The 23,985-nt window shown below is 71.2% G+C and carries 17 protein-coding genes and 2 tRNA genes; 9 read left to right on the top strand and 10 right to left on the bottom strand.

Going from position 1 to position 23,985, the window contains the following annotated elements:
* Positions 1–11 precede the first annotated feature (11 nt).
* Positions 12–88: transfer RNA gene (locus ACFZCY_RS32950), tRNA-Pro, on the bottom strand.
* Between the two features lie 152 nt (positions 89–240).
* Here ACFZCY_RS32950 and ACFZCY_RS32945 point away from each other — a divergent pair.
* Positions 241–314: transfer RNA gene (locus tag ACFZCY_RS32945), tRNA-Gly, on the top strand.
* Between the two features lie 66 nt (positions 315–380).
* On the opposite strand, the gene ACFZCY_RS32940 is transcribed toward ACFZCY_RS32945, so the two are convergent.
* Positions 381–575: a hypothetical protein gene (locus ACFZCY_RS32940; protein WP_055552862.1), complete on the bottom strand. Its 195-nt coding sequence runs from the start codon at positions 573–575 to the stop codon at positions 381–383.
* A 563-nt stretch (positions 576–1,138) separates the two neighbouring features.
* On the opposite strand from ACFZCY_RS32940, the gene ACFZCY_RS32935 reads away from it, so the two are divergent.
* Positions 1,139–2,320: an acyltransferase family protein gene (locus ACFZCY_RS32935; protein WP_391181534.1), complete on the top strand. Its 1,182-nt coding sequence runs from the start codon at positions 1,139–1,141 to the stop codon at positions 2,318–2,320.
* Positions 2,321–2,383: 63 nt separating this feature from the next.
* Here the strand turns inward: ACFZCY_RS32935 and ACFZCY_RS32930 are convergent, their stop codons facing one another.
* The 5 genes from ACFZCY_RS32930 to ACFZCY_RS32910 all read right to left on the bottom strand — a co-directional run bounded on the left by ACFZCY_RS32930 (position 2,384) and on the right by ACFZCY_RS32910 (position 8,610).
* On the bottom strand, positions 2,384–4,918 hold the full coding sequence (locus tag ACFZCY_RS32930) for an FtsX-like permease family protein (RefSeq protein WP_391181531.1): 2,535 nt from the start codon (positions 4,916–4,918) through the stop codon (positions 2,384–2,386).
* On the bottom strand, positions 4,915–5,721 hold the full coding sequence (locus ACFZCY_RS32925; protein ID WP_391181529.1) for an ATP-binding cassette domain-containing protein: 807 nt from the start codon (positions 5,719–5,721) through the stop codon (positions 4,915–4,917). The genes ACFZCY_RS32930 and ACFZCY_RS32925 overlap by 4 nt, the downstream gene beginning before the upstream one ends.
* A gap of 129 nt (positions 5,722–5,850) precedes the next feature.
* Positions 5,851–6,963, bottom strand: a complete 1,113-nt coding sequence (locus tag ACFZCY_RS32920) for a SpoIIE family protein phosphatase (protein WP_391181526.1) — start codon at positions 6,961–6,963, stop codon at positions 5,851–5,853.
* A gap of 349 nt (positions 6,964–7,312) precedes the next feature.
* Positions 7,313–8,122: a DNA-formamidopyrimidine glycosylase family protein gene (locus ACFZCY_RS32915; protein ID WP_391181523.1), complete on the bottom strand. Its 810-nt coding sequence runs from the start codon at positions 8,120–8,122 to the stop codon at positions 7,313–7,315.
* Positions 8,122–8,610: a ribose-5-phosphate isomerase gene (locus ACFZCY_RS32910; RefSeq protein WP_391181521.1), complete on the bottom strand. Its 489-nt coding sequence runs from the start codon at positions 8,608–8,610 to the stop codon at positions 8,122–8,124. Before ACFZCY_RS32910 ends, ACFZCY_RS32915 begins: the two co-directional genes overlap by 1 nt.
* A gap of 182 nt (positions 8,611–8,792) precedes the next feature.
* On the opposite strand from ACFZCY_RS32910, the gene ACFZCY_RS32905 reads away from it, so the two are divergent.
* Positions 8,793–10,220 carry an amino acid permease gene (locus tag ACFZCY_RS32905; protein WP_391181519.1) on the top strand — a complete coding sequence of 476 codons (1,428 nt, stop codon included), beginning with the start codon at positions 8,793–8,795 and terminating at the stop codon, positions 10,218–10,220.
* A 72-nt stretch (positions 10,221–10,292) separates the two neighbouring features.
* On the opposite strand, the gene ACFZCY_RS32900 is transcribed toward ACFZCY_RS32905, so the two are convergent.
* On the bottom strand, positions 10,293–10,886 hold the full coding sequence (locus ACFZCY_RS32900; RefSeq protein ID WP_391181516.1) for a biotin transporter BioY: 594 nt from the start codon (positions 10,884–10,886) through the stop codon (positions 10,293–10,295).
* A gap of 269 nt (positions 10,887–11,155) precedes the next feature.
* Here ACFZCY_RS32900 and ACFZCY_RS32895 point away from each other — a divergent pair, with 269 nt between their 5' ends.
* On the top strand, positions 11,156–12,577 hold the full coding sequence (locus ACFZCY_RS32895; RefSeq protein ID WP_391181513.1) for an amino acid permease: 1,422 nt from the start codon (positions 11,156–11,158) through the stop codon (positions 12,575–12,577).
* Between the two features lie 164 nt (positions 12,578–12,741).
* A complete protein-coding gene (locus ACFZCY_RS32890) occupies positions 12,742–13,383 on the top strand; it encodes a Fe-Mn family superoxide dismutase (protein ID WP_391181511.1) in 642 nt (213 codons plus the stop codon).
* A 114-nt stretch (positions 13,384–13,497) separates the two neighbouring features.
* Here the strand turns inward: ACFZCY_RS32890 and ACFZCY_RS32885 are convergent, their stop codons facing one another.
* Complete coding sequence (locus ACFZCY_RS32885) at positions 13,498–14,133, bottom strand: DsbA family protein (RefSeq protein WP_391181508.1); 636 nt, start codon at positions 14,131–14,133, stop codon at positions 13,498–13,500.
* Positions 14,134–14,293: 160 nt separating this feature from the next.
* Between ACFZCY_RS32885 and pepN (ACFZCY_RS32880) the strand changes: the two genes are divergently transcribed.
* Positions 14,294–16,915, top strand: a complete 2,622-nt coding sequence (gene pepN / locus ACFZCY_RS32880) for an aminopeptidase N (RefSeq protein WP_391181505.1) — start codon at positions 14,294–14,296, stop codon at positions 16,913–16,915.
* Between the two features lie 142 nt (positions 16,916–17,057).
* A complete protein-coding gene (locus ACFZCY_RS32875) occupies positions 17,058–18,080 on the top strand; it encodes a hypothetical protein (RefSeq protein WP_391181502.1) in 1,023 nt (340 codons plus the stop codon).
* A 20-nt stretch (positions 18,081–18,100) separates the two neighbouring features.
* Here the strand turns inward: ACFZCY_RS32875 and ACFZCY_RS32870 are convergent, their stop codons facing one another.
* Positions 18,101–19,837 (bottom strand): TIGR03767 family metallophosphoesterase, encoded by a 1,737-nt coding sequence (locus ACFZCY_RS32870; protein ID WP_391181499.1) that lies wholly within the window; start codon positions 19,835–19,837, stop codon positions 18,101–18,103.
* Positions 19,838–20,173: 336 nt separating this feature from the next.
* Here ACFZCY_RS32870 and ACFZCY_RS32865 point away from each other — a divergent pair, with 336 nt between their 5' ends.
* Together ACFZCY_RS32865 and pepN (ACFZCY_RS32860) are read left to right on the top strand one after the other, a co-directional pair.
* Complete coding sequence (locus tag ACFZCY_RS32865) at positions 20,174–21,199, top strand: aspartate-semialdehyde dehydrogenase (protein WP_391181497.1); 1,026 nt, start codon at positions 20,174–20,176, stop codon at positions 21,197–21,199.
* Positions 21,200–21,407: 208 nt separating this feature from the next.
* A complete protein-coding gene (gene pepN, locus ACFZCY_RS32860; protein ID WP_391181494.1) occupies positions 21,408–23,981 on the top strand; it encodes an aminopeptidase N in 2,574 nt (857 codons plus the stop codon).
* The last annotated feature ends 4 nt before the right edge of the window (positions 23,982–23,985 follow it).

The raw sequence follows: 23,985 nt of genomic DNA, 5'->3' as shown, positions 1-23,985 counted from the left end.
ACGCCAGTGGATGGTCGGGGTGGCCGGATTCGAACCGACGACCTTCCGCTCCCAAAGCGGACGCGCTACCAAGCTGCGCCACACCCCGTCGGTGCGACACGTAGGGTACATGGCCGCGGACGCCACGGCTGCCTGTTATTCCACCGCGGGACAAGGGTGTGCGGGACAGGGCCCGGACCCGCTACGATGCTTCCCGTGCCGCGGTCGCAGGTGATCACACCTGGGCGACGAGCGGCGCATGCGGGCGTAGCTCAATGGTAGAGCCCCAGTCTTCCAAACTGGCTACGCGGGTTCGATTCCCGTCGCCCGCTCCATGACGCACGACGGCCCGGCCCCGGGGAGATCCCCGGAGCCGGGCCGTCGGCGTTCCCGGACGCGACTCAGAGGTTGATGTCGCTGATGGAGCTGGCGACCGAGTCGAGGAAGTCCTGGATGTTCGGCGCCAGGTCGGAGGAGGCCAGGAGAAAGCCGAAAAGGGCGGCGACCAGCGCCGGCCCCGGCTTCGTCTTGCCGGCGCGGATCATCAGTACGAGGATGATCCCTACCAGCACCACCAATGACAGGGAAATGACCACAGCTGATCACACTTCCTCGGTCGCTCATGTCTTCACCCGGCCCCGGAAGCACGCGACCTCGCACACCCCCGCTGCAACCATCGTGCCATCAACTACGGCTCCACAGCAGCAGGGTGAGGTGATCACCTGCGTCGGCACACACCACACCCACCCCCTTGGTACCCCGTCAGAAATCCTTTACACGAGCGGTCACGGGTGACGCTCCCCACAATTCGGTGGATCAATTCCCGGCCTGATCACATAACCCGGAAGGGAATTCCGATTTCCATGAATCAGACATTCCGCCGGAGCCGCCTGAGGGGCATATGCACCATTTAAGGGGGATGAAACCCGACAGAACGGGCGGTCCGGTTCCTCATATCGAACAACCGGATCGCTATGTCGACTTGATAACGGTCGGCTATCGGCCGGAGTGTGAACTGTATTACCGGGGAAGACCTGGACGAGGTTTTACGCAATAGAGGTTTCGGCGCTATCGTGCCTCAGATGTTCCACGCTGCCATCTCTCCCCCACGCGCAGTGCGGTCCCGGGTGCTCTCCCCCAGCTCCTGGTGGGAGGGCCTGTGACCAACTCCCTGCGCCCGCACGGTTCCCAGCGGTCCCCGCTCCCCCCGGCCCGGGAGGCCGAGGCCGGGGCACCCCCCACACCGCAGAGCGAAGAAGCAGGGCGTCAGGCGACTCCGCCCGCCGCCAGTGCCCCTGCCGGGCAGAAGCCGAAGCAGCGGGACGCGTTCTTCGACAACGCGAAGTACCTCGCGATCGTGCTGGTCGCGATGGCCCACTCGTGGGAGCCGCTCACCGACTCGAGCCGCACCGCGGAAGCCCTGTACATGACCGTGTACACCTTCCACATGCCGGCCTTCATCGTCATCTCCGGCTTCTTCTCCCGCAGCTTCGACATGCGGCCCGACCGGCTCCGGCGGCTCATCACCGGGGTCGCGGTGCCGTATGTGCTGTTCGAAGTGGCATACAGCCTCTTCAAGCGGGTGGCCGACGACGACCCGAGCCACCCGATCAGCCTGCTCGACCCCTGGTACCTGACCTGGTTCCTGGTCGCGCTGTTCGTGTGGCGGCTCACGACGCCCATCTGGAAGCTGGTGCGCTGGCCGGTCCCGCTCTCGCTGGCGATCGCCACCCTGGCGTCCGTCTCGCCCGACATCGGCGACGACCTCGACCTCCAGCGGGTCCTGCAGTTCCTGCCGTTCTTCGTCATCGGCCTGTGCATGAAGCCCGAGCACTTCCAGCTGATGCGGGGCCGCAAGATGCGGATCGCGTCCGTGCCGGTCTTCGCGTGCGCCCTGCTGTTCGCCTACTGGGCGGCGCCCCGGATGAACTCGGCCTGGTTCTACCACCGCGACAGCGTCCAGGAACTCCACGCCCCGGCGTGGACCGGTCCCGTGATGACCCTGGCCATGTTCGGCTGCTCGATGGTCCTCACCGCCTGCTTCTTCGCCTGGGTGCCGCGGCGCCACATGTGGTTCACCGTGCTGGGCGCCGGGACGCTGTACGGCTACCTGCTGCACGGCTTCCTCGCCAAGGGCTCCCGCTTCTGGGGCTGGTTCGACGCCGAGTGGGTGCACAAGCCGCTGGGTGAGATCGCGGTCACCGTCGTCGCCGCCAGTGTGGTCACCGCGCTGTGCACCCCGCCGGTGCAGCGCGTCTTCCGCTTCGCGATGGAGCCGAAGATGACGTGGGCCTTCCGCAAGGACCCCGCCGAGCAGGCCCGTCACCGTACGGCCGCCTGACGGCTCACAGAACGCCCGAAAGGGGCCGGGACCGCATGGTCCCGGCCCCTTTCGCTTATCCGCTCACCCCCGTTCGGCCGTCTCCCGGCGCAGTGCCGCCCGGGCGGGCAGCAGGGTCGCCGCGAGGCCGAGCGCCACGGCCGCCCCCGCGAACCCGGCGTAGGTCAGCGGCGGGACGTACGGGCTCCCGCCGGTCAGCCCGCGCACCATCGGTACGAGCGTGGCCAGGGCGATCGCCGTGCCCAGCGCGACACCGGCCGTGGCCACCAGCAGCGCCTCCCAGCGCACCATGCCCAGCACCTGCCGCCGGGTCGATCCGATCAGGCGCAGGGTGCCCAGCTCCCGGCGGCGGTCGAGGACCGTCATCACCAGGGTGTTGACGGCGGCGACCGCGGCGAAGCCGCCGAGCACCGCGGCCATGGTGGTGTTGGACCAGGCGTTCAGCGCGCGGTCCCGGTCCTGGGCGGCCGCGTAGCCGTCCCGGCCGGTGACCCGCTCGCCGAGCCGCTTCCCGAGCGCCGCCGCGACGGCCGTACGGTCCGCGCCCGCGTCGTCCCGTACCAGTACGTCGCCGTCGAAGGACGAGGTGACATGGGCCGCGAGGGCCGCGCGGGGCAGGGTGAGGCGGGCGACGCCCAGGCCCCGGCCGTACGTCGCGACCACCTCGGGTGCGGCCCTGGTGCCGTCCGGGAGGCGGAGCCGGAGCCGGTCGCCCACGCGGACGTGCGCGGATCGCGCGAGGCCCGCGTCGACCGCCACCCGGCCCGGTCCCAGATCCGCCAGGCGGCCGCTGCGGACGTCCAGGTCCTGTACGGCCTCCAGCGCGCGGCCGGTGCCGGTGACGCCCTGGGCCGTCGCGCCCTCCAGCGCGGAGCCCGTCGGCACGAGCACCCCGGTGCGCAGCACGCCCACCGCCGCCGCGACGCCGGGTACGTCAGCCGCGCGGTCGGCCGTATCGGCCGGGAGGCCGCCGGGTGCGGAGACGACGTGATCGGCGACGATCCCGGCGCGCCGCTGCCCGGCCATCGCGTGGTCCTCGCTGGTGTGCATGAACACGAGCGTCGAGGAGAACGCCATGGCCAGCACGATCGGGGTGAGCGCGGAGGCCAGTCGGCGGGCGTTGGCCAGGGAGTTGGCCGACGCCAGGACGGCCGGGGCCGCGCCCGCGCGCAGCGGCAGTCCGATCAGCCAGGCGCACAGCAGGGCGACCAGCGGACCGAGCAGGGCCATGGCCAGCATGAAGAGCATCACGATCCCGAGCGCGGTGTTGGCCGCGTCCTCGCCGGAGGCCGACGCGGCGACCCCGGCGAGCACGATGCCGCCGGCCAGCGCCGCCGTGCCCAGCAGGGTGCGGATCACCCCGGGGCGCAGCCGCTCGACGGCGGCCTCGCCGAGCGCCCGGCCCGGTTTGATCCGCGCCGGGCGGCGCGCCGCCATGAGGCCCGCCAGGAGCGAGGTGACCAGCCCCGCGCCGACCGCGGTGACCAGCGGAATCCAGGAGACCGACAGTTCCATGGGGGCGGGGATCGCGCCCTTGGCCTCGAGCTGTCCGAACCACCAGTGCGCGAGGGCGATGCCGGGCAGGCAGCCGAGCGCGCCCGCGAGCGGGGCGACGAGCAGCGCCTCGGCCGCGATGGAGCGGCGGATCTGGCGCGGGGTGGCGCCGATCGCGCGCAGCAGGGCGACCTCGCGGGCGCGCTGGCCGACGGAGAGGGCGACGGTGCCCGCCGCGGTGAAGACGGCCACGGCGGTGGCGATCCCGCCGAAGGAGCCGCCGAGGGCGGTGAGCAGTTCCCTGGCCCCGGTGACCGAGGGGTCCTCGACCGCGCCGCGTCCGTCGCCGGTGTGCACGCGCGCGGTGGTGCCGTGCGCGGTGTCGCCGTATGCGTCCTTCAGCCGTGCGGCCAGGCCGTCCGGGCTGGTGCCGGGGGCGGGGCGGACGAGGATCGCGTCGACCGTACGGGGGTGGCCGGACAGGGCGCGGGCGCGGGCGTCGGCGAACCAGGCCGTGGGGGTGGCGTGGGTGCCGCGGGCGGTCCGGGCGATGCCGGACACCCGGAAGACGTGCCGGCCGTCCGGGGCGCTCACCGTGACGCGGTCGCCCACTCCGGTGTCCGCCGCGCGGGCAGCGGTCTCGTCGAGCACGATGCCGCCCGCCCGGGGCGGTGTGCCGGTGGCGAGCGTCACGCCCGTGAAGGGGGCCGCGCCCCAGCCGTGGCCGGTCAGCGCGCCCTGTGAGCCGCCGCCCGTGCGCAGCGGGAAGGCCGTGTCGGGTGCGGCGGCCGCCGCCCCGGGGGTGCGGGCGGCGGTGGTGACGAGCGCGGCGTCGAGCCGGGCCCGGTCGGGGACCGGCTCGGACTCGTCCTCCCGGTCCTCCCCGTGGCCGACGGTGTAGTGCGCGCGCTGGTCGGCGGCGACGACGACCGGGGCGCCCGCGTAACGCTCGGGCGGCACGGAGGCCCGTACTCCGGTCTCCAGCAGGATGCCGCAGGCGGACACGATCATCGCGGTCATCATCAGGGCGACGAAGGTGCCCGCGAAGGCGGCGGGCTTGAAGCGGACGGAGGCGCGGGCCAGTCCGTTGGTGAGCGCCCTCACCGGACGACGGCGAGGCCGGCGGGGGTGCGGGCGGTGAGCCGGGTCATCCGGTCGGCGATCTCGTGCGCCGGGGCGCGGGTGAGCCGGTCGGCCAGCCTTCCGTCCGCGAGGAAGAGCACCCGCTCGGCGTAGCTCGCGGCCACCGGGTCGTGCGTGACCATCACCACGGTCGCGCCGAGCGTGTCCACCGCGTGCCGCAGCAGTCCCAGCACCTCGGCGGCGGTGACGGTGTCCAGGGCGCCGGTCGGTTCGTCGGCGAAGACGACGTCGGGGCGGGTGACGAGGGCGCGGGCGATGGCCACGCGCTGTTGCTGCCCGCCGGACAGCTGTCCCGGGCGGCGCCGGGCGTGCTCGTGCAGCCCGACCTGGGCCAGCATCTCGCGGGCCCGGTGGCGGTCGGGGCGGGCGCCGGCGAGCCGCATCGGGAGCAGCACGTTCTGCTCGACGGTGAGGGAGGGCAGCAGGTTGAACGCCTGGAAGACGAAGCCGAGGCGGCTGCGGCGCAGCGTGGTGAGCTTGTTCTCGCTCATCCCGGTGATCTCCGTGCCGCCGAGCGTCACGGACCCGGCGGTCGGCCGGTCCAGTCCGGCGGCGCACTGCAGGAACGTCGACTTGCCGGAGCCCGAGGGGCCCATGACGGCGGTGAAGCTGCCGTGCGGGAGGGCGAGGTCGATGCCGCGGAGCGCGTGCACGGCGTTGCCGCCGCGGCCGTAGCGGCGCTGGACGCCCTGGAGTTCGATGGCGTGGGGGGCGGGGTGCGGTGCCGGGGGCGCCGCTGTCGTACGCCGCTTGCGCAGCCGCATGGTGGTGGCCCTTCTCCGTAAGGTCGCCCGATGTCCTGCGAGGTCCTACGAACCTAGGGATCGGGGGTGTCCCGGAGCCATGGCGGTCGCCGCCGTGTCCAAGGGGGGTTAACCCCCGGTACGACGGTCCTACTGGCGGCAGATCAGCAGGAGCGCCCGGTCGTCGTTGACGTCCTTGGCCACCGTCTCGATCAGGTGCCAGGCCGCGCCCTGGAAGCCGGAGGCGACGTAGCGGTCGGCCTCGCCGGTCAGATGGTCGATGCCCTCGCTGATGTCGCGGTCGGCGGTCTCGACGAGGCCGTCGGTGAACAGCATCAGGACGTCCCCGGGGCGCAGGGTGCCCTTGGTGGGGTCGAACTGGGCGCCGTCGTAGACGCCGAGCAGCGGGCCGTCGGCGGACTTCTCCTCCCATTTGCCGGTGCCCGCGCTGAGCTGGAGCGCGGGCAGATGTCCGGCGGAGAAGAGCTCGAAGTCGCCGCTGTCGAGGTCGAGTACGAGGTGGACGGAGGTCGCGAAGCCCTCTTCCCAGTCCTGGCGCAGCAGATAGCCGTTGGCGGCCGGGAGGAAGCCGTGCGGGGGCAGCGAGCCGAGGAGGCCGCCGAAGGCGCCGGAGAGCAGGAGGGCGCGGGAGGCGGCGTCCATGCCCTTGCCGGAGACGTCGGTGAGGACGACTTCGAGGGTGCGGCCGCCGTTGCCGGTGCGGGCGGCGACCACGAAGTCGCCGGAGAAGGACTGGCCGCCGGCCGGGCGCAGCGCCATCTCGCGGTGCCAGCCGCGCGGCAGGGCGGGCAGCTTGCTCTGGACGCGGATGCGTTCGCGCAGGTCGAAGAGCATGGTGCCGCCGCGCCGCCAGGGCACGCCGACCCGGCTGCGGAACTGGGCGATGAGCAGCCCGGAGAAGCCGACGGCGGCGACCACGAGGATGGTGCCGGGGGTGACCCGGGCGGAGGTGTCCTCCTCGGTGTACGGGCCGAGGACGGCGGACTCCACGATGAGGGCGGAGGCGGCGGCCGCGTACAGGGCGAGCAGGCTGGCGGGGCGCAGCAGCAGTCCGCCCGCGACGATCGGCAGGACGAGGGCGGAGGGGGCGCACCAGTCGGGGGTGGCAATGGTGCCGCCGGCGATGGCGGGGACGGCGAGGAGCAGCAGGGTGAGGGCGAGCCGGTCGGAGCCCTCGCCGCGGAAGTAGTCGACTCCGGCTTTGCGCACGCCGGTGCGAACCCGGTGCAGAGCTTTGCGCATCCGGGCCATCGGAGTGTCCGCGCCGCCAGTCATTGCATCGGGACCCTACCCACCCGTTCGGACGCGCGTCGATTCGTGGCGCGTTGAACCACCCAGCCAGGGGGGCAATCGTAAGCGATATTCGTTCGGGTGTACGGGAAACCGCTGCTGGGGATGGGGATATGAGCGCGGGGCCGGGGGCGGCCGATCGGCTGTTTGGGATGATTGGTACGGAAAGCTGGTGTTCGCCTTCGGTGTCGTACCCCGATCGACGGGGAAAACCGCGCGCTGGCGGGAGTTGACCGAATGCGAGCGCTCCGCCGGCGGCCGGGGCGGCGGTCCCACCTGACGGAGCGCCGGCCGACGCGCATCACGACCGCTGGCAAGCGGGGCACCAGAACAGGTTCCGGGCGGCCAGGCCCGCGGTGCGGATCTCGCCGCCGCAGACATGGCAGGGCTGCCCGGCCCGGCGGTAGACGTAGACCTCGCCGCCGTGGTCGTCGACGCGCGGCGGGCGGCCCATGGCCTCGGGGGTGTGCTCGGGGCGGACCGTGTCGATCCGGTTGTTCCGTACGCCCTCGCGCATCAACTCCGCGAGATCGGCCCAGATCGCGTCCCATTCGGCGCGGGTCAGTCCGCGGCCCGGGCGGTACGGGTCGATGCCGTGCCGGAACAGGACCTCGGCGCGGTAGACGTTGCCGACGCCCGCGACCACCTTCTGGTCCATGAGCAGCGCGGCCACGCTGACCCGGCTGCGGGAGATCCGGGCCCAGGCGCCGGCGCCGTCGTCGTCGGGGCGCAGCGGATCGGGTCCGAGGCGGTCGTGGATGGCCTGCTTCTCGGGCTCGGTGATCAGGGCGCAGGCGGTCGGCCCGCGCAGATCGGCGTAACCCCCGGGGCCCGCGAGCCGCAGCCGTACGGTCTCGGTGGGCGGCGGGGCGGGGGCCGGGCCGATGGCGTACTTGCCGAAGAGCCCGAGGTGGACATGGACCCAGCCGGTGGCCGCGAAATCCAGGAAGAGGTGCTTGCCGTGTGCCTCGGCGTGCTGGAGGACCTGTCCGTCCACGAGGGCCGCCCCGTCGGCGAACTTGCCCTGGGGGCTGGCGGCATGGACGGGCCGGCCGCCGAACCGGTCGAGATGGTCGGCAGCCAGTCGGTGGATGGTGTGCCCTTCGGGCATCAGTCGCCGGCGGGGTGATGGGCCGGGATGGGCGGCAGTGCGCCGGTGGTCTCGTAGTCGGCGAGCATGGCGATGCGGCGGGTGTGCCGCTCCTCGCCCGAGTACGGGGTGGCCAGGAAGATCTCGACGAACTTGATCGCCTCTTCCCGGGTGTGCATGCGCCCGCCGATGCTGATCACGTTGGCGTCGTTGTGCTCGCGCGCGAGGGCGGCGGTCTGCTCGCTCCAGGCCAGTGCGGCGCGTACCCCCTTGACCTTGTTCGCCGCGATCTGCTCGCCGTTGCCGGAGCCGCCGATCACGATGCCGAGGCTGTCGGCGTCGGCGGCGGTCCGCTCGGCGGCGCGCAGGCAGAACGGCGGGTAGTCGTCCTGGGCGTCGTAGATGTGCGGGCCGCAGTCGACGGGGTCATGACCGCCCGCCCGGAGCCACTCCACGAGGTGGTTCTTCAGTTCGTATCCGGCATGATCGGAGCCGAGGTACACGCGCATGCCCTGAGTGTGGCACGGCCGTGTCTTTCCCGCCGAGCCGGGTAGGCGCTCTGTGATTACCACGCAACACCAAGGAACCTCATGGAAACCTCAAGTAACGATTTGAAATCGAAGGTTCACCTGTTCGTTCTCCTGAGATTCACTGGCGTCGCTCCTATTCCGGAAGCAAAGGATCGAGCCATATGAGCGCACAACCAGCGACTTCCCCCGACGGCCTCAAGGCCGGGCTCAAGAACCGCCATCTGTCCATGATCGCGATTGGCGGGGTGATCGGCGCCGGGCTGTTCGTCGGCTCCAGCGCCGGTATCGCCAAGGCCGGGCCGGGCATCCTCGTCTCCTACGCACTCGTCGGCCTCATGGTCGTCCTCGTGATGCGCATGCTGGGCGAAATGGCCGCCGCGAATCCGACCTCCGGCTCCTTCTCCGCCTATGCCGACCGGGCGCTCGGCCGCTGGGCGGGCTTCTCGATCGGCTGGCTCTACTGGTTCTTCTGGGTCGTGGTGCTGGCGGTCGAGGCGACCGCCGGTGCCAAGATCCTGGAGGGGTGGTGGCCCGCCGTACCGCAGTGGGGCTGGGCACTGATCGTGATGCTCGTGCTCACCGCCGCCAACCTGGCCTCGGTCTCCTCCTACGGCGAGTTCGAGTTCTGGTTCGCCGGGATCAAGGTCGTCGCGATCATCGCCTTCATCGTCATCGGCGGGCTCGCGGTCTTCGGCGTCCTGCCAGGTTCCGACAACGAGGGCGCGGGGCTGTCCCACCTCACCGACCACAGCGGCTTCCTGCCCAACGGTCCGGGCGCGATCCTCACCGGGATCCTGCTGGTCGTCTTCTCCTTCATGGGCAGCGAGATCGTCACCCTGGCCGCCGGTGAGTCCGCCGACCCGCAGCGGGCCGTCTCCAAGGCCACCAACAGCGTGATCTGGCGGATCGCGGTGTTCTACCTGGGCTCGATCTTCGTCGTGGTCACCCTGCTGCCCTGGGACGCGAAGTCGATCACCAAGGACGGCAGTTACGTCGCCGCGCTCGACTCGATCGGCATTCCGCACGCCGGCCAGGTCATGAACGTCATCGTGCTGACCGCCGTGCTCTCCTGTCTCAACTCCGGCCTCTACACCGCCTCCCGCATGGCCTTCTCGCTCGGGAGGCGCGGTGACGCCCCGGCCGCGTTCGCGAAGATCAACGGGCGCGGTGTGCCGCAGACCGCCATTCTCGGCTCGGTCGTCTTCGGCTTCGTCGCGGTCTGGTTCAACTACCAGTGGCCGGACACGATCTTCCAGTTCCTGCTGAACTCCTCGGGCGCGGTCGCGCTCTTCGTCTGGCTGGTGATCTGCTTCACCCAGCTGCGGATGCGCGGCATCATCCAGCGCGAGAACCCGGACAAGCTGGTCGTCCGGATGTGGGGCTTCCCGTATCTGACCTGGGCGACCATCGGGATGATCTCGTTCGTGCTGCTCTACATGCTCACCGACAAGGACGGACGCGACCAGGTGCTGCTGTCCACCCTGGTGGCGGTGCTCGTGGTGGGCGTCGCGCTGGTACGGGACCGGATCGCCGGCCCCAAGCCGGTCGCCCCGGCCGAGAACGCCTCCAAGGAGTCCGTGGCCCCGTAAGCCGTTCACCGGATATGCGTCGGGCGGGCTGGGGAACCAGCCCGCCCGACGTGTACCGATGAGGGTGACGGCTCAGCCGCGGCGGCCCACCAGCTTCCAGGCGGCCGGCAGCGCGCCCATCGCCAGCGCGGCCTTCAGGGCGTCCCCGATCAGGAACGGGGTCAGTCCGGCGGCGACCGCCTGGCCGAGGGAGATGTCCGTGGCCAGCGCCAGGTACGGGACGCCGATCGCGTAGATGATCGCGGAGCCGGCCGCCATCGTGCCCGCGGTGCGCAGCGCCCCCCGGTCACCGCCGCGCCGCGCCAGCGCGCCCACCACGGTCGCGGCGAGCAGCATGCCCAGCACATAGCCGAAGGACGGCATCGCGGCTCCGGAGTCGCCCTCGGCGAACCAGGGCATGCCCGCCATCCCGGCCAGCGCGTACAGCGCGAGCGCCAGGAAGCCCCGGCGGGCCCCGAGCGAGGTGCCCACCAGCAGCGCGGCGAACGTCTGGCCGGTCACCGGCACCGGCGAGCCGGGGACGGGCACCGAGATCTGCGCGGCGAGGCCGGTGAGCACGGCGCCACCCACGACGAGCGCGGTGTCACGGGCGAGAACGCGCCGCGCGGGGAAGACCGCGTCGGCGAGGACCGTACCGGTCGGGGCGGCGGCAGAAACAGTGCTCATGAGCGGAACTCCGGGGTCGGGAGGGGGCGGACTACGCGACGGTAACCCGAGGTGAAGCCGCCCCACACCATCGGATCAGCACAAATGCCGGGCCCCGGGCTTGGCGGCTTCGGGCAGATTAGTCACGCAGAATGGCGCGATACGGAGCGTGACCATGATGTCCGATATCCAGAAAAGTTTGACATCAATGTTGTCCTGATCGGACGCACGCCCCACACTGGGGGCGTTTTGCATCCGCCCGCCCCTCACACAAGGGACAGAGACCAGCCATGAACCCGACACCTGCGTCCTCAGCGCCGCAGAGCGGCGCCAAGGCGACCGACGCGGGCGGGGACGCCGCGCGGCCGCTCTCGCACGGCCTCAAGCAGCGCCATCTGTCGATGATCGCCCTCGGCGGCGTGATCGGCGCCGGGCTGTTCGTCGGCTCCGGTGCCGGAATCGCCGCCGCCGGGCCCTCGATCATCCTCGCCTACGCGCTCTCCGGGCTGCTCGTGATGCTCGTGATGCGGATGCTCGGCGAGATGTCGGCGGCCAACCCGGCCTCCGGTTCGTTCTCCGTGCACGCCGAGCGCTCGATCGGGCCGTGGGCCGGATTCACCGTCGGCTGGATGTTCTGGGTGCTGCTGTGCGTGGGCATCGCCGCCGAGGCGATCGGCGCGGCCGGGATCATGGTCCACTGGTTCCCGGGCACCGACTCCTGGATGTGGGTCGCCGTCTTCATGGCGATGTTCTGCGGCACCAACCTCGCGGCCGTCAGCAACTTCGGCGAGTTCGAGTTCTGGTTCGCCGCGCTGAAGATCGCCGCGATCGGCATCTTCCTCATCCTGGGCGTCCTCGCCATCATCGGCGTCCTGCCCGGCACCGACGCCCCCGGCAGCAGCAACCTCACCGGCGAGGGCGGCTTCATGCCCAACGGCGCGAACGGCCTCGTCGTCGGCCTGCTGGCCTCCGTCTTCGCCTACGGCGGCCTGGAGACGGTGACGATCGCGGCGGCCGAGTCCGAGAACCCGGTCAAGAGCGTCGCCGGGGCCGTGCGCACCGCGATGTGGCGCATCGCCCTGTTCTACGTCGGCTCGATGGTCGTCGTCGTCACGCTCATACCGTGGAACGACGCGTCGGTCGTCAAGGACGGCCCGTACGTGGCGGTCCTGGACCACCTCGACATCCCGGCGGCCGGCAACATCATGAACGTCATCGTGCTGGTCGCCCTGCTCTCCGCGATGAACGCCAACATCTACGGCGCCTCCCGCATGTCCTACTCCCTGGTCGTCCGCGGCGAAGGCCCCGCCTTCCTCGGCCGGGTCTTCGGTGGCGTCCCCCGCCTCACCGTGCTCGCCTCGTCCTTCTTCGGCTTCGTCGCCGTCCTGCTCAGCTACTGGTGGCCGGACACCATCTTCAAGTGGCTCCTCAACATGGTCGGCGCCGCGGTGCTGGTCGTCTGGGGCTTCATCGCCGTGTCCCAGCTCGTGATGCGCCGCCGCCTCCAGCGCGAGGCCCCGGAGAAGCTGGTGGTCAAGATGTGGCTCTTCCCCTATCTGACCTACGTCGCCCTGGCCGCCACTGTGGCCGTCCTGCTCCTGATGCTCCGCGAGGACGACACCAGCACCCAGCTGTACTTCACGCTCGGCATGACGGCGGTGCTCGCGGTCATCGGCTACGCCCGCCAGCGGGCGCTGTCCGCCCGGCACTGATCTCCTCTCTCCTTCCGCTTCCGAGGCGGGGCGGGTCCCTCCATCCGAGGGCCCGCCCCGCCTCGGTCTTTTGGCGCGGGCCCGGGCTCTCCCCTGGCGGAAAACGCTCTTGCTGATAGCGTGCAATTGCAAGTCAATTGCATTAAGCGTCCGGAGGGCTTGGCATGGCCATCTACACACTTCCTGAACTTCCGTACGACTACTCGGCGCTGGCCCCGGTCATCAGTCCCGAGATCATCGAGCTGCATCACGACAAGCACCACGCCACGTACGTCAAGGGCGCGAACGACACGATGGAGCAGCTCGCGGAGGCGCGGGAGAAGGACCAGTGGGGGTCCATCAACGGGCTGGAGAAGAACCTGGCCTTCCATCTGTCGGGCCACATCCTGCACAGCATCTACTGGAACAACATGACCGGCGACGGTGGTGGTGAGCCGCTGGAGAAGGACGGGGTGGGCGAGCTGGCCGATGCCATCACCGAGCACTTCGGGTCCTTCGGCCGGTTCAAGGCGCAGCTGTCGAAGGCGGCCGCGACCACGCAGGGGTCGGGGTGGGGTGTGCTGGCGTACGAGCCGGTGAGCGGCCGGCTGGTGGTGGAGCAGGTGTACGACCACCAGGGCAACGTGGGGCAGGGCTCGGTGCCGATCCTGGTCTTCGACGCCTGGGAGCACGCCTTCTATCTGCAGTACAAGAACCAGAAGGTGGACTTCATCGAGGCCATGTGGAAGGTCGTCAACTGGCAGGATGTGGCCCGCCGTTACACGGCGGCGAAGGAGCGCGCCCACAACCTGCTGCTCGCGCCGTAAGAGACCTCCTGCTCACGTGATCGTCTTCTCAGCCTTCACAGGCAGGCGGAAAAACAGGGCCCCCGCGCGGTCGAGTCGCGCGGGGGCCCTGCCGTGCCGGGGCATGCGGGCGGGTCAGTCGAAGATCGGGCCGACCGTGCGGGTGCGCTTGATCTCGTAGAAGCCGGGGATGGAGGCGACCATCAGGGTGCCGTCCCAGAGCCGGGCGGCGGCGTCGCCCTTGGGGGCGGGGGTGACGACCGGACCGAAGAAGGCGATCTGCTCGCCGTCCGAGCCGGGGACGGCGATGACCGGGGTGCCGACCTCCTGGCCGACCAGGTCGATGCCCGCCTTGTGGGAGGCGCGCAGCTCGGTGTCGTACGCGTCGGAGTCGGCCGCGTCCGCGAGGTCGGCGGGCAGCCCGGCCTCCTCCAGGGCGGCGACGATCGTCTCGCGGTTCTTCTCCAGGCCCTGGTTGTGGAAGCGGGTGCCGAGGGCGGTGTAAAGGGGTCCGAGGACATCGCTGCCGTGCTTCTGCTCGGCGGCTATGCAGACCCGGACCGGGCCCCAGGCGGTCTTCATCAGCTCCTGGTACTTCTCGGGCAGCTCATCGAGCTTGGGCTCGTTGAGCACCGCGAGGCTCATCACATGCCAGCGCACCTCGACCGGGCGGACCTTCTCCACCTCGAGCATCCAGCGCGAGGTCATCCAGGCCCAGGGACACAGCGGATCGAACCAGAAATCGGCGGGCGTCTTGACAGTCTCGGCCATGGTCTCTCCTCGGACGGGAACGCGCGAATACGGAGTTATCTCGTACGACAACGTGGCCGGGTGCGGGGACCATTCCCCGATACCGAGTGTCAGTGCCGCGTGACATGATTCCCGCTGTCCGCCATCCGAGATGGCCAGCCGATGACGAGGGAGCCGCTACGTGCCCGGTGAGAACCTGACCCGTGACGAGGCCCGCGAGCGGGCGAGGCTGCTGTCGGTGGAGGCCTATGAGGTGGCCCTCGATCTGCGGTCCGCGGTCGGGGCGGACACCGGCCCGGGCCCGCGCACCTTCCGCTCGACGACGACCGTGCGCTTCCGCTGCGCCGAGCCGGGCGCCGCGTCCTTCGCCGACCTGGTGGCGCCGGAGGTCGTCGCGGTGCGGCTCAACGGGCGGGAGCTGGACCCGGCGGCCGTCTTCGACGGGACCCGGATCGCCCTGGAGGGGCTGGCCGGGGAGAACGAGCTGGTGGTGGACGCGCGATGTGCGTACAGCCGCACGGGCGAGGGGCTGCACCGCTTCGTGGACCCCGAGGACGGCGAGGTGTATCTGTACACCCAGTACGAGCCGGCCGACGCCCGGAGGGTCTTCGCCAACTTCGAACAGCCCGATCTGAAGGCGCCGTTCACCTTCTCGGTGACCGCCCCCGCGGGCTGGACGGTGCTGAGCAACGGGACGGCCGACGGGGTCGAGCCGTCCGGCGACGGCGACGGGGCCGCGACCACCCGCTTCACCCCGACGCTGCCCATCTCGACGTACATCACGGCCGTCGTCGCCGGCCCGTACCACTACGAGAGCGACCGCTACCGCCGCACCCGGCCGGACGGCTCGGTGCTGGAGATCCCGCTCGGCGCGCTGTGCCGCAAGGGGCTCGCCAAGCACTTCGACGCGGACGACGTCTTCACGGTCACCAAGCAGGGCCTGGACTTCTTCCACGACCACTTCGACTACCCGTACCCCTTCGGGAAGTACGACCAGGCGTTCGTGCCGGAGTACAACATCGGCGCGATGGAGAACCCGGGGTGCGTGACCTTCCGCGAGGAGTTCATCTTCCGCGGCAAGGTCACCCAGGCGTCGTACGAGCACCGGGCGACGGTCATCCTGCACGAGATGGCGCACATGTGGTTCGGCGACCTGGTCACCATGGAGTGGTGGGACGACCTGTGGCTCAAGGAGTCGTTCGCCGACTTCATGGGGGCCTTCGCGCTGGTCGGGGCCACCCGCTTCACCGACGGCTGGATCACCTTCGCCAACCGCCGCAAGTCCTGGGCGTACCGCGCCGACCAGCTGCCCTCCACCCACCCCGTCACAGCCGACATCCGGGACCTGGAGGACGCCAAGCTCAACTTCGACGGGATCACGTACGCCAAGGGCGCGTCCGTGCTCAAGCAGCTGGTGGCCTACGCCGGGCAGGACGCCTTCCTGGAGGGCGCCCGCCGCTACTTCAAACGGCACGCGTACGGCAACACCCGGCTGACCGATCTGCTGTCGGTGCTCACCGAGACCTCCGGCCGGGACATGGCGGCCTGGTCGCGAGCGTGGCTGGAGACCGCGGGCGTCAATGTGCTCACCCCGCAGGCCGTCTACGACGCCGAAGGGCACATCACCGAGCTGGCCGTCCTCCAGGAGGCCGCGTCCGACACCCACCCGACGCTGCGCCCGCACCGGGTCGCGGTCGGGCTGTACCGGAAGGACGCGGCCGCCGGGGAGCGCGCCGGGGCGCTCGTGCGCTACGCCCGCGCCGAGGTCGACGTGGACGGCCCCCGTACGGTCGTCACCGAGCTGACCGGGGCCGAGCGGCCCGATCTGATCCTGGTCAACGACGAGGACCTCACCTACTGCAAGATCCGCTTCGACGAGGTCTCGCTGGACACGCTGCGCGAGCACCTGGGCGAGCTGAGCGACCCCCTGGCCCGCGCGCTGTGCTGGTCCGCGCTGTGGAACCTCACCCGGGACGGGCTGATGCCCGCCCGCGACTACCTCGCGCTGGTGGCGAGGTTCGCCGGGGCGGAGAGCGACATCGGCGTGCTCCAGATGGTCCAGGCGTGGGCGCTGTCCGCGCTGCACCACTACAGCGCGCCGGAGCGGCGTGCGGAGGCCGGGGGCCGGATCGCCGAGGGCGCGCTGCGCGAGCTGCGGCTCGCCGAACCGGGCAGCGGACACCAGCTCGCCTGGGCGCGGTTCTTCGCCCAGGTCACCACCGGCGACGCCGAGCTGCGGATGCTGCGCGGCCTGCTGGACGGCTCGGCCCGGATCGACGGGCTCGATGTGGACCAGGAGCTGCGCTGGACGTTCCTGGCGGCGCTCGCCGCGCTGGGCGAGGCCGACGAGGAGGCGATCGCGGCGGAGCTGTCCCGCGACGACACCGCGTCCGGCAAGCGCCATCAGGTGCGCCTCCTGACCGCCCGGCCCTCGGCCGCGGTCAAGGCCGAGGCATGGGCGGCCGTGGTGGACTCCGACCGGCTGTCCAACGCGCTGGTGGAGGCCACCATCGCGGGCTTCGACCAGGCGAACCAGCGCGAGCTGCTGGCCCCGTACGCCCCGCGCTACTTCGAGGTGATCGAGCGGATCTGGCAGGAGCGGTCGATCGAGATCGCCATGGCGATCGTGCGCGGACTGTTCCCGTCCACCCAGGGCGACGCCACCGTCCTGGCGGCGGCCGACGCCTGGCTGACCGGTCACCCGGAGGCGCCGTCCGCGCTGCGCCGCCTGGTGCTGGAGGCCCGCGACGACCTCGCGCGGACCCTGCGCGGACAGGAGTGCGACGCACGGGCGGCGGGCTGACGGCTGCGGCTCCCGACGCCCGTCGGCGGACGGGGGCCCTTTCGGCATTCGAACTGCCGTACTTTAGTGCGGTGTTGTCCGGTTTTGTCGACGGTTCTGTCACAGCGGTGAGCGGGGTGGAGCGGGCGGGAATGGCGGGGTCATGAACCACAACACACCGCTGTCGCCCCGCCCCCTCCACCACCTCTCGGACGCCCGCCGCCGGGTCCTGACGACACATCAGCTGCGTGAGCACGGCGTGACGGCGGCGCAGACCGCGGAGCGCTGCCGGGCCGACGGCCCCTGGCAGCGGATGCTGCCAGGGGTGCATCTGCTGCACCCCGGCCCCCCGACCGGCGAGGAGCGGCTGTACGCGGCGCTGCTGTACACCGCGAGCCGCGGCCAGGCGGGCGGGCACGGCGCCGCCGCGGGGGACGGCCACGACGGTGAGGCGATGATCACCGGGCTCGCGGCGCTCGCCCTTCACCACTTCGCCTCCGCTCCCCCTCTGGCCTCCCTCGACCGCATCGACATCCTCGTGCCGCGTGCCCGGCGGCTGCGCTCCACCGGCTTCGTGCGCTTCGTCCGCGCCCACCCCCTCCCGCCGCCGCAGGACCGCGCCGGGATGCCCACCGCCCCGGTCGCCCGGGCGCTGGCCGACGCGGTCGCCCGGCTCTCCGACGCGGTGACGGTGCGCGCGCTGCTCACCGAGTCCGTGCGCCAGGGGCACTGCGACGCCGCGGCCGTGGTCACGGAGCTGAGCGGGGCCCGGCTGCTGTCCCGGCCGCATGTCGTCGACGCCGTGGACGCGCTGCTCGCCGAGGGGCGGGCCATCGCCGAGGGACGCCTGTACGACATGGTGCGCGGCTACGGCCTGCCCGAACCGCTGTGGAACGTGGAACTGCGGCTGCCGGGCGGGCCCGCGCTCGGCGGGGTCGACGCGTACTGGCGGGACCAGGGCGTCGCGCTGGAGATCGACGCCCGGGCGCCGCGCCACGGCGGGCCCGTCCCGGGCACCGCCCAGGCCCGGCGCGAGCATCTGGAGGGGATGGGCATCACGGTCGTGCGCGTCACGCCCAAGCGGCTCCGGGAGGGCCTGGAGGAGCAGGCCGCGGTGGTCCGTACGGCGCTGATCGCGGCGGCCGACCGCGGCCCGGCCCCCTATGTGATGCTCCTGCCGCGCTGAGAACGCTCACGGCTTACCGCTCACGGCTTGCGCAGCAGCAGCTCGGTGTTGCGGTCGTCCGGGTCACCGGCGAGGGTCTGGCTGGCGCCGGGCGCGTTGAAGGCCAGTTCGCGGTAGAGCGCGGCGAGTCCGGTCTGCGACAGGTCCTCGAAGTCGGTGCGGCGCGGGGCGGCCGCCTCGATGAGGGTGGTGAACAGGGACAGCGTGCCGTCCTCGTTGTCCACGACCTCGATGACCCGGGCCAGCTGGGGGAAGTCGACGTGGGAGGCGGTGGTGATCTCCCAGAAGGTGTCGTGCGGGGTGATCTCGTTCTGGTGGCTGTGGCCGTTGATCCAGGCCAGCACATGGGGGTTGCGCTGGAAGAGGGAGACCACCTCGTCGCCGCCGTGCCGGGCCTCGCCCGGGCGGTTCGGGTCGTTGTTCATGTTGCTCAGGCTGTCGCTGTAGTGGTGGCTGTAGACGATGACGTAGTCGTCCTTGTGCTCCTTGAGCGTCTTCTCCAGCCACTTCAGCTGGGCGGTGCCGATCGAGCCGGTGTAGTGGCCGCCCGGGTCGGTGGTGTCCAGGCTGATGCCGACGACGTTGTCGGAGATCCGGAACGAGTAGTAGAGGGTGCCCTCTTCGAGGTTGGCCTTGGTGTAGCCGTGGCCGACCGGGCCCGCCCCGGCGGCCAGCGGGTCGAGGTGGGCGGCGACGTACTCCTTCTGGGTGAAGGGCGCACGGCGCTCGTCGGGGGTGACCGTGCGCATGTCCTTGGCGTGCGCCTCCAGCACCGCCTTCATGTCGGCGCCCTTGGGGTCGGCGCCCTTGCGCTCGCCCTTGTAGATCTTCGCGGCCTCGTCGGCCGGGATGAGCTGGAGCTTCCGCTTGCCGGTCGCCAGCTCGGCGAGGTAGTCGCCGCCGAACGAGTAGACGCCGCCCGCCAGGTCGTCGTGGTTGCCGATGGTCGAGTACCACGGCAGCCGCAGCCCGGGGCTGTTGACGGTGCGCAGGGCGGCGTCGAGGAAGCCGTCGATGCGCGGGAAACCGGCCTGCTTGTCGGAGTCGCGCAGCGCCTGCTCCGGGTGCCAGAACTCCTTGAGTCCGCTGTTCTGCACGCCCTCGTAGTGGCGCGGATCACCGGTGTTGGGGGTGATCCGGCCGCCGTTCATGGCGGTGAGGAACCAGTCCAGCTCGATCTTCGAGTTGTTGTCGGTGTTGTCACCGGTGGTCATCACGAAGGAGAGCGGGGCGCCGGTGGCCGGGCCGCCGCGCAGCCCGTTGATCCGCTCGATGAGGGAGGTGAGGCCGACGACGGTCAGCGCCTCGTGGGGCCGCCAGGCGCCGGTGCGCCCCGAACGCAGGAACTCGTAGCGCAGCGGGTGCTGAACGTCCGTCAGGTGCAGGTCGGTCAGCTGGACGAACGAGGCCAGCGCGGTGCGCCGGTCCTCCCGGCCCGCCTTGGCGCCGGTGATGTCGGTACGTACCCTGCGGTCCCAGGCCGGACCGTCACCGAGGCGCCGGTAGCCGCCGGTGCCGGAGACCGGTGCGGAGAACGCCTCCAGGGTGGTGCCCGCGTTGGAGGGCGCGGCGGGCGCCTGGGCCACCCGGCGTCCCGCGGTGCGTGCCGTGGCGGGCTGCGAGGCCTTCGCCGATCCGCTGCCGGGCCCGAAGGCGATGCCGAGGCCGGCCGTGGCGCCGGTGGCCGCCGCGGCGGTGAGGAAGGTACGGCGGTCGAGTGCGGCGACGGCGGAGGCGGCGGACCGTATGCGGGACATGCGCGATCTCTCCCCGAGTGGATTCGCGAAGCGGGCGGACAGCGGCGGCTGTCCTCACTTCGGATCGTTGGCATCGGGGATGGCCTGAGAGTGAACGACGCGGCAACGCCGGTCGCCGATCTCCGCACGTCGATCTTGGTGAAGAAAACGGCCATCGCACCCTCGTGAACAGGAATTCTTCCGCTCACTTCGTGTTCACTCGCGCGGGAACGCCGCGCCTCGCCCCGGGGCGGCGGACCAGCGTGGCGTTGGTCACGGAAGGGTCACGGCGGGGCCTGAGACACTGGCCGGAAGGGTAGGCGCCATCGCGAGACACGACCAAGGAAAAGGGTTCATATGAGGATCGGAATCGTCGGAGCGACCGGCCAGGTCGGCGGAGTGATGCGGAGGATACTCGCCGAGCGCGACTTCCCCGCCGACCAGCTGCGGCTGTTCGCGTCCGCGCGTTCCGCAGGCCGCACGCTCCCCTGGGGCGGCACCGAGATCACCGTCGAGGACGCGGCCACGGCCGACTACTCCGGCCTGGACATCGTGCTGTTCTCGGCGGGCGGGGCCACCTCCCGCGCGCTGGCCGAGAAGGTCGCCTCGCAGGGCCCGGTCGTGATCGACAACTCCTCCGCCTGGCGCATGGACCCCGACGTTCCGCTGGTCGTCTCCGAGGTCAACCCGCACGCCGCGGTGCAGCGCCCCAAGGGCATCATCGCCAACCCGAACTGCACCACCATGGCCGCCATGCCGGTGCTGCGGCCGCTGCACCGGGAGGCCGGGCTGACCGCCCTGGTGGCCACCACCTACCAGGCCGTCTCCGGCTCCGGGCTGTCCGGCGTCGCCGAGCTGGACAACCAGATCCGCAAGGGCGCCGACCGCGCGGCCGAGCTGACCCACGACGGCTCGGCGATCGACTTCCCCGAGCCGGAGGTCTACGCCCGCCCGATCGCCTACAACGTGCTCCCGCTGGCCGGGAAGATCGTCGAGGACGGCCGGCTGGAGACCGACGAGGAGCAGAAGCTCCGCAACGAGAGCCGCAAGATCCTGGAGATCCCGGACCTGAAGGTCTCCGGCACCTGCGTCCGGGTCCCGGTCTTCACCGGCCACTCGCTCCAGGTGAACGCCCGCTTCGAGCGTCCGATCAGCGTCGAGCGGGCCGTGGAGCTGCTGGCCGGCGCCCCCGGCGTGGCCCTCAGCGACATCCCGACCCCGCTGCAGGCCGCGGGCCAGGACCCGAGCTTCGTGGGCCGGATCCGGGTGGACGAAACCGTCGAGAACGGTCTCGCGCTGTTCCTGTCCAACGACAACCTGCGCAAGGGCGCGGCGCTGAACGCGGTACAGATCGCCGAACTGGTCGCGGCCGACCTGAGCTGACACCTGCACCCGGAGGGGGTGTCTTGTCGCTCAGCCCGGCATGATCGGCAAGACACCCCCGGGGGGAGCGGCTTCGGCCGCTCCCCCTCCGGCGTTTCCCGGGCCGCTTATGTACCGGCGCCGACCGGTTCCGACGTGCGAGGATGGCAATCCGCCTGACGCATGGCGTACCGCACATACCGCACATGACGAACGGGAGAGAGCCGACGTGCCTGGTACCAACCTCACCCGGGAGGAAGCGCAAGAGCGAGCGCGCCTCCTGACCGTGGACGCGTACGAGATCGAGCTGGACCTGAGCGGCGCGCAGGAGGGCGGCACCTACCGATCCGTGACCTCGGTGCGCTTCGACGCCGCCGAGGAGGGTGCGTCCTCGTTCATCGACCTGGTGGCGCCCGCCGTGCACGAGGTGGTGCTCAACGGGGACGCCCTGGACCCCGCCGAGGTCTTCCAGGACTCGCGGATCACGCTGCCGTCGCTGCTGGCCGGGCGCAACGAGCTGCGGGTCGTCGCCGACTGCGCGTACACCAACACCGGTGAGGGGCTGCACCGGTTCGTCGACCCGGTCGACCAGCAGGCGTACCTCTATACGCAGTTCGAGGTGCCGGACGCCCGCCGGGTGTACGCCAGCTTCGAGCAGCCGGACCTGAAGGCCACCTTCCAGTTCACCGTGACCGCGCCCGAGGGCTGGACGGTGATCTCCAACTCGCCGACGCCCGAGCCCAAGGACAACGTCTGGCACTTCGAGCCGACGCCGCGCATCTCGACGTACGTCACCGCGCTCATCGTCGGCCCGTACCACAGCGTGCACAGCAGCTGGGACGGCGGCGACGGCCGGTCGGTGCCGCTCGGCATCTACTGCCGCCCCTCGCTCGCCGAGTTCCTCGACTCGGACGCCATCTTCGCGGTGACGCGGCAGGGCTTCGACTGGTTCGAGGAGAAGTTCGACTACGCGTACCCGTTCGCCAAGTACGACCAGCTCTTCGTGCCGGAGTTCAACGCGGGCGCGATGGAGAACGCGGGCGCGGTGACCATCCGCGACCAGTACGTCTTCCGCTCCAAGGTGACGGACGCGGCGTACGAGGTACGGGCCGAGACCATCCTCCACGAGCTGGCCCACATGTGGTTCGGCGACCTGGTCACCATGGAGTGGTGGAACGACCTGTGGCTGAACGAGTCGTTCGCCACGTACACCTCCATCGCCTGCCAGGCCTACGCGCCGGGCAGCAAGTGGCCGCACTCGTGGACCACCTTCGCCAACTCCATGAAGACCTGGGCCTACCGGCAGGACCAGCTGCCGTCCACCCACCCGATCATGGCCGAGATCAACGACCTGGACGACGTCCTGGTCAACTTCGACGGCATCACATACGCCAAGGGCGCGAGCGTGCTCAAGCAGCTCGTCGCGTACGTCGGCATGGACGAGTTCTTCCGCGGCGTCCAGGCGTACTTCAAGCGCCACGCCTACAAGAACACCCGGCTCACCGACCTGCTCGGCGCGCTGGAGGAGACCAGCGGCCGGGACCTGAAGACCTGGTCGAAGGCGTGGCTGCAGACGGCGGGCATCAATGTGCTGCGCCCGGAGATCCAGACGGACGCCTCCGGCACCATCACCTCCTTCGCGGTCCGGCAGGAGGCCCCGGCGCTGCCGACCGGCGCCAAGGGCGAGCCCACCCTGCGGCCGCACCGCATCGCGATCGGGCTGTACGACCTCGACGCGACCGGCAAGCTGGTCCGCTCCGAGCGGATCGAGCTGGACGTGGACGGCGAGCTGACCGAGGTGCCCGCCCTGGTCGGCACCAAGCGGTCCGCCGTCATCCTGCTCAACGACGACGACCTCTCATACGCCAAGGTCCGGCTCGACGCCGACTCCCTGGCTGTCGTCACCGACCACCTGGGCGACTTCGAGGCGTCCCTGCCGCGCGCCCTGTCGTGGGCCTCCGCCTGGGACATGACCCGGGACGGCGAGCTGGCCACCCGCGACTACCTGGCGCTCGTGCTGTCCGGGGTGGCCAAGGAGTCCGACATCGGCGTGGTGCAGTCGCTGCACCGCCAGGTGAAGCTCGCGCTCGAGCTGTACGCCGCGCCCGACTGGCGGGAGACCGGGCTCGCCCAGTGGACCGACGCCACGCTGGAGCATCTGCGCGCCGCCGCCCCCGGCAGCGACCACCAGCTCGCCTGGGCGCGCGCCTTCGCCGCGACGGCCCGCACCGACGCCCAGCTCGACCTGCTCGCCGCCCTGCTGGACGGCAGCGAGACGATCGAGGGCCTGGTCATCGACACCGAGCTGCGCTGGGCCCTGGTGGAGCGGCTCGCCGCGACCGGGCGCACCGACGAGGACGGGATCGCCGCCGAGCTGGAGCGCGACAAGACCTCGGCGGGCGAGCGGCACGCCGCCACGGCGCGGGCCGCACGGCCGACCGAGGCCGCCAAGGCCGAGGCGTGGGCGTCGGTCGTCGAGGGCGACAAACTGCCGAACGCGGTGCAGGAGGCCGTGATCGGGGGGTTCGTCCAGACCGATCAGCGGGAGCTGCTGGCGCCGTACGCCGAGAAGTACTTCGCGGCGGTCAAGGACGTCTGGAACAGCCGCAGCCATGAGATGGCGCAGCAGATCGCGATCGGGCTGTACCCGGCGCTCCAGGTCTCCCAGACCACGCTGGACGCCACCGACGCGTGGCTGGCCTCCGCCGAGCCGAGTGCGGCGCTGCGGCGGCTGGTGACCGAGTCCCGGGCGGGCGTGGAGCGCGCCCTCAAGGCCCGCGAGGCCGACGCCGCGGCGGGGTGACCTG

This window comes from Streptomyces sp. NPDC007983, assembly GCF_042958345.1.
In the GTDB taxonomy this organism is placed as follows: Bacteria; Actinomycetota; Actinomycetes; order Streptomycetales; family Streptomycetaceae; genus Streptomyces.
Note: the sequence above shows the minus strand (reverse complement) of the source record. Positions and strands in the feature narration are given on the sequence as shown.

Coding starts and splice junctions, on each gene's coding strand:
- ACFZCY_RS32925 (WP_391181529.1), bottom strand. CDS start 5,721: ATGCGGCTGCGCAAGCGGCGTACGACAGCGGCGCCCCCGGCACCGCAC.
- ACFZCY_RS32920 (WP_391181526.1), bottom strand. CDS start 6,963: ATGCGCAAAGCTCTGCACCGGGTTCGCACCGGCGTGCGCAAAGCCGGA.
- ACFZCY_RS32915 (WP_391181523.1), bottom strand. CDS start 8,122: ATGCCCGAAGGGCACACCATCCACCGACTGGCTGCCGACCATCTCGAC.
- ACFZCY_RS32910 (WP_391181521.1), bottom strand. CDS start 8,610: ATGCGCGTGTACCTCGGCTCCGATCATGCCGGATACGAACTGAAGAAC.
- ACFZCY_RS32905 (WP_391181519.1), top strand. CDS start 8,793: ATGAGCGCACAACCAGCGACTTCCCCCGACGGCCTCAAGGCCGGGCTC.
- ACFZCY_RS32900 (WP_391181516.1), bottom strand. CDS start 10,886: ATGAGCACTGTTTCTGCCGCCGCCCCGACCGGTACGGTCCTCGCCGAC.
- ACFZCY_RS32895 (WP_391181513.1), top strand. CDS start 11,156: ATGAACCCGACACCTGCGTCCTCAGCGCCGCAGAGCGGCGCCAAGGCG.
- ACFZCY_RS32890 (WP_391181511.1), top strand. CDS start 12,742: ATGGCCATCTACACACTTCCTGAACTTCCGTACGACTACTCGGCGCTG.
- ACFZCY_RS32885 (WP_391181508.1), bottom strand. CDS start 14,133: ATGGCCGAGACTGTCAAGACGCCCGCCGATTTCTGGTTCGATCCGCTG.
- ACFZCY_RS32875 (WP_391181502.1), top strand. CDS start 17,058: ATGAACCACAACACACCGCTGTCGCCCCGCCCCCTCCACCACCTCTCG.
- ACFZCY_RS32870 (WP_391181499.1), bottom strand. CDS start 19,837: ATGTCCCGCATACGGTCCGCCGCCTCCGCCGTCGCCGCACTCGACCGC.
- ACFZCY_RS32865 (WP_391181497.1), top strand. CDS start 20,174: ATGAGGATCGGAATCGTCGGAGCGACCGGCCAGGTCGGCGGAGTGATG.